Source organism: Mesorhizobium sp. M7A.F.Ca.CA.004.04.2.1, assembly GCF_004022825.1.
Taxonomy (GTDB): Bacteria; Pseudomonadota; Alphaproteobacteria; order Rhizobiales; family Rhizobiaceae; genus Mesorhizobium.
In genome coordinates this window covers 1-3,970 of record NZ_RZPH01000557.1, presented here as the reverse complement: position 1 = coordinate 3,970, position 3,970 = coordinate 1, and the positions used below count along the sequence as shown (strand labels likewise).

Genomic DNA, 3,970 nt, shown 5'->3' with positions numbered 1-3,970 from the left:
ATACGATGCCGCCGGTGGTGAACACATAGGTGTAACGGCTGCGCACGGCATTCACCGCGGCGATGATCTCGTCTTCCTCGTCAGGGACGACACGCACTTCCTTCAGGTCGATGCCGATCGCCGTCATGATGTCGGCGAGATGGCCGATGTTCTTGTCCTTGGTTCGGCCGGACAGAATCTCATCGCCAATGACGAGCATGGCGGCGGTCACGATTTCAGGCATGGAAGGCTCCGGCAAGGCGTGTGGCCTGGGAAGGCGAGTGATCTGAGATAGCGCGGCGCGACGGTAGCCGCAATGTCATCTTCGCGCCGCCAAGGCGAGCCGATGACGTCAAGGATCTAGGTTCGAACCGTTCGAGGGAATAGGGCACATGCAGCAATTCGTCGTCCCGGAGCGAACCGCCGCGTTCATCGAGCGCATCGCCGGCCGGGCTTTGCTGGTCAGGGGCCTCACCTGAGCCTCACGACAATTTCAAGGAACCATTCGGCTGACTACCGGGTTTTATGAGTGTCGCACCAAGGCGGCTAAGATACGGAGTGATTCAATGGTTACAAAAATTCTCGCAGCATCTGTTCTGACGATCGGTCTCGCAACATCGGCGATGGCGCAGTCACTGGACGACAGGTATTCCAACAATCGCGACTGGTGGCTATTCGGCAACAACGATCAGACAACTGTCGATCCCTATACCACGGGAAGCATCAGTGACGGCTCCGGGTTGAACACCCAAGGCAATACCGGCGCGATAGGCCCATGTGCCCACAACACGCCAGGCCCGGACGCTAACGCTGGGCAAAACGTCAACGATCAGTATTGCGGCAAATAGCCAGAACGCGATTTCCGAAAAGCGGATACCGATTTTCTGGAAAGCCATGTTCAAGGGCTAGTCCGCAAGGCCAATCGCTGGCCGCTGGCGCGTCCTCTCTCGGACGGCGCTGCGGTCGGCGCCTGCCGGACCGCTCAACATCAACGGCGAAAGCGAATTAATCTGACACTTCTGTCTGCGGCCGGTCGCGGCCGTCGGCCAGTTCTTCGTGCCATTTGCCTTCGGCGTCCTCATACTGGATGCCGTCGGTCGCTCCGGCGACCTGCTGCTCGGCCGAGGCGATTTCGGCCGCACGCAATGCGTCCTGATGCGTGGGGAACGTCTCGGAAAAGGTCGCTCCGACCTTGTAGGCCCAGCCGCCGTCATGTTCGACGATCTTGTAAGTCAGCTTCGCCATGGAAAACCTCCGGTTGAAAGGTCCGTCTGCTCAATGCAGCCGGTCGTCGGGCAGTCTGTCGTCGGGCACCAGCACCTCCGATTCCTTGGCGGCTTCAATCAGCGCCCGGCGCGCATCCGCTGTCGAACGATAACCTTCCAGCACTTTGAGGCAAGTGTCGAGGGCATCACGATGGCGCGGGCCGCGATTGAGCGGCCACACCGTCATCAGGCATTCCGCGGCCTCCTGGGCGCTGCGGATGTGGCGATATTTGCCGACGTGGCCAAGTTCGACGACGACCGGCACTTCAAAAGGTTTGTTGTCCATCATGGCCGCAACGCAAAGCAGCCAATTTGGTTGCAACCATGGCCGTCAGCCTGCGCCCAAACGTCTCAGAGGCTGTTTGAAGGCTCTACACCTGCGGTCTGCGCCGCAACCGGCAAGAATGCCCCTGAACAGGTTTCCTCCCAAGCCCAGCCACGCCCACTCCACGCCAACAGCTTGCGGACGGAATAGCAGCGGAGCACCGTCAGGCCGTCTGGAGGCAGGAGGGCGCGCGTGTCGGGAGCGCGGACCGTTCAGCCCGTCGCCTTCATCCAATGCTGCATCGTGGTCACCGAACGGGCAAGCTGCGGCGCCGGGTGGATCGTTTCGCTGAATGTGGCCGCCGCACGCCATCCCCAGCGCGGATCAGCCAGGAAGGCCCGCGCCAGCGCCACCATGTCGGCGCGGCCCTCGGTGAGGATCGCTTCGGCCTGCTTGGGGTCGTCGATCAGGCCGACGGCACGGGTCGGAATATCAGCACCCTTGCGCACCGCTTCCGCCAGATGCACCTGATAGCCGGGGCCGGTGGGCAATTTCTGCAACGGCGAATTGCCGCCGCTCGAGCAGCAGAGATAGGCAACGCCCTCGTCCTTGAGCGCTTTGGCCACTTCGATCGCGTCCGCCACGTCGAAGCCGCCATCGACCCAATCCATCACCGACAGCCGCGCGCCGAGCATCAGCTTTGGCGTAGCCTTGCGCACCGCCTTGGCGATCTCGACGACAAGACGCATGCGGTTTTCCAGCGAGCCGCCCCAGCGGTCCGTGCGCTGGTTGGACAAGGGCGACAGGAACTGGAAGATCAGATAGCCATGCGCGGCATGCAGTTCGATGAAATCGAAGCCGGCGCGTTCGGCCCGCCTTGCGGCTTCGGCGAAGCGCTCGATCAGTTGCAGGATCTCCTCGTCCTCCAGCGCGTGCGGCACGTTCCAACCGGTGTCGTAGGGGATGACCGAGGCGGAGACGGTCTGCCAGGGATCCTCATTTGGCTGCAGTGGCCCGCCGCCTTCCCACGGCTTGCGGTTCGAAGCCTTGCGGCCGGCATGGGCGAGTTGGGAGCCGAATTTCGTGCCGGGTGCGGCGACGCGTCGTGCGGCGTCCAGTGCGCGGCGGGCGGCGGCCTCATTGTCTTCGGAATAAAGGCCGAGGCAGCCATGGGTGATACGCCCGCGCCGCTCGACATCGGTCATCTCGACCGTGACCATGCCGGCGCCGGACATTGCGAGGTTCATCCAGTGATGGAGATGCCAGTCACTGGCCGAACCGTCGTCGGCGGAATACTGGCACATCGGCGCGACGGCGATGCGGTTGGGGAAGGTGAGGCCGTCGAGGGTGATCGACTGGAAAAGCGACGCTGTCATGAGAAACTCCGGGAGGGTTCGCAGCTATTTAGGCGACCGATGGCGCCTGCGCCAGACACGAGGCGGTGAAAGGGGTTCTGGACCAATCACTGACGGGATTGCCGAAATGCCGGTTCGCGGATACGCCTCGGCAATGCATGGCGCCCAAAAGTGGCCCGGTTTGGGAGAGCGACATGCATAAAACAGGAGCATAAAGCGCGACGCGCTTTTGCATGGAGACCACGATGGAAGATCGTATTCGCGTCCGTTCGGAGGAAATCCTCTCCGACGACTGGGCCGTCCTGAAGAAGACCGTCCTCGACTACCGCCGGCGCGACGGGCAGTGGGAGACGCAAATTCGCCAGACCTATGATCGCGGTGACGGCGCGGTGATCCTGCCTTACGATCCCTCGCGCTCGACCGTGCTTCTGGTGCGCCAGTTCCGCTATCCCGCCTACGTCACCGGCCACCGCGAGCCGCTGATCGAGGCCTGTGCCGGCCTGTTGGACGAAAACGATCCCGAAACCTGCATCCGCAAGGAGGCGGAGGAAGAACTCGGCTACCGGCTGCAGAACGTCGAGCGGCTGTTTTCGCCCTATATGAGCCCTGGCAGCGTCACCGAACGTCTCTGGTTCTTCATCGCCCGCTATTCACCCGCCGACCGCATCTCGGCCGGCGGCGGCGCGCAAGAAGAGGGCGAGGACATCGAGGTTCTGGAAATGCCGCTCGACGAGGCGCTGGCCGGCATCGCCGATGGCCGGATCATCGACGCCAAGACCATTATCCTGATCCAGCATCTGAAGCTCAACCCGATCGCCGCCTGAACGGCGCCGGTCCTCCTTAGCCAAGGCTTCGGGAGGACACTCCTTCATCTATTCGGGTGGCCCGCCACCGAAGCTCGAAGAGCGAAGGGTGGTGCGGATGAAGGGACTCGAACCCCCACGCCTTTCGGCACTGGAACCTAAATCCAGGGCGTCTACCAGTTCCGCCACATCCGCATGAACCGGCAATCCCATGTGGCCATCATTCTGTCAATGTCGGAGACAAGATGTAGAGGTCAGGGACAAGATGTGGTCAGGTCCAAATGCTGGTTATTCGCCGGGATG

6 protein-coding genes and 1 tRNA gene are annotated in these 3,970 nt (G+C 62.2%); 2 read left to right on the top strand and 5 right to left on the bottom strand.

Features of this window, described 5'->3' with window-relative positions; translation table 11 throughout:
* Window positions 1-223: molybdopterin-binding protein (locus EN893_RS22495; RefSeq protein WP_164901020.1), on the bottom strand; the 223-nt coding region annotated here is incomplete at its 3' end.
* Window positions 224-545: 322 nt separating this feature from the next.
* Here EN893_RS22495 and EN893_RS38725 point away from each other — a divergent pair.
* Window positions 546-827: a hypothetical protein gene (locus EN893_RS38725; RefSeq protein WP_084016230.1), complete on the top strand. Its 282-nt coding sequence runs from the start codon at window positions 546-548 to the stop codon at window positions 825-827.
* A 157-nt stretch (window positions 828-984) separates the two neighbouring features.
* On the opposite strand, the gene EN893_RS22485 is transcribed toward EN893_RS38725, so the two are convergent.
* The 3 genes from EN893_RS22485 to EN893_RS22475 form a co-directional block, all read right to left on the bottom strand.
* Window positions 985-1,224 (bottom strand): DUF2188 domain-containing protein, encoded by a 240-nt coding sequence (locus tag EN893_RS22485; protein ID WP_013532013.1) that lies wholly within the window; start codon window positions 1,222-1,224, stop codon window positions 985-987.
* A 30-nt stretch (window positions 1,225-1,254) separates the two neighbouring features.
* Complete coding sequence (locus EN893_RS22480; RefSeq protein WP_013532012.1) at window positions 1,255-1,533, bottom strand: DUF982 domain-containing protein; 279 nt, start codon at window positions 1,531-1,533, stop codon at window positions 1,255-1,257.
* 248 nt (window positions 1,534-1,781) lie between these two features.
* The gene (locus EN893_RS22475) at window positions 1,782-2,885 is read right to left on the bottom strand and encodes an NADH:flavin oxidoreductase/NADH oxidase (RefSeq protein ID WP_127271606.1); all 1,104 of its coding nucleotides are present in this window, start codon (window positions 2,883-2,885) and stop codon (window positions 1,782-1,784) included.
* Window positions 2,886-3,109: 224 nt separating this feature from the next.
* Here EN893_RS22475 and EN893_RS22470 point away from each other — a divergent pair, with 224 nt between their 5' ends.
* The gene (locus EN893_RS22470) at window positions 3,110-3,688 is read left to right on the top strand and encodes an NUDIX domain-containing protein (protein ID WP_127272271.1); all 579 of its coding nucleotides are present in this window, start codon (window positions 3,110-3,112) and stop codon (window positions 3,686-3,688) included.
* 89 nt (window positions 3,689-3,777) lie between these two features.
* On the opposite strand, the gene EN893_RS22465 is transcribed toward EN893_RS22470, so the two are convergent.
* Window positions 3,778-3,862, bottom strand: a tRNA-Leu gene (locus EN893_RS22465).
* Window positions 3,863-3,970 lie beyond the last annotated feature (108 nt).

What these genes read in the sequence shown, in the direction of transcription:
- EN893_RS22480 (WP_013532012.1), bottom strand. Translation starts at nt 1,533, where the DNA reads ATGATGGACAACAAACCTTTTGAAGTGCCGGTCGTCGTCGAACTTGGC.
- EN893_RS22470 (WP_127272271.1), top strand. Translation starts at nt 3,110, where the DNA reads ATGGAAGATCGTATTCGCGTCCGTTCGGAGGAAATCCTCTCCGACGAC.
- EN893_RS22485 (WP_013532013.1), bottom strand. Translation starts at nt 1,224, where the DNA reads ATGGCGAAGCTGACTTACAAGATCGTCGAACATGACGGCGGCTGGGCC.
- EN893_RS22475 (WP_127271606.1), bottom strand. Translation starts at nt 2,885, where the DNA reads ATGACAGCGTCGCTTTTCCAGTCGATCACCCTCGACGGCCTCACCTTC.
- EN893_RS38725 (WP_084016230.1), top strand. Translation starts at nt 546, where the DNA reads ATGGTTACAAAAATTCTCGCAGCATCTGTTCTGACGATCGGTCTCGCA.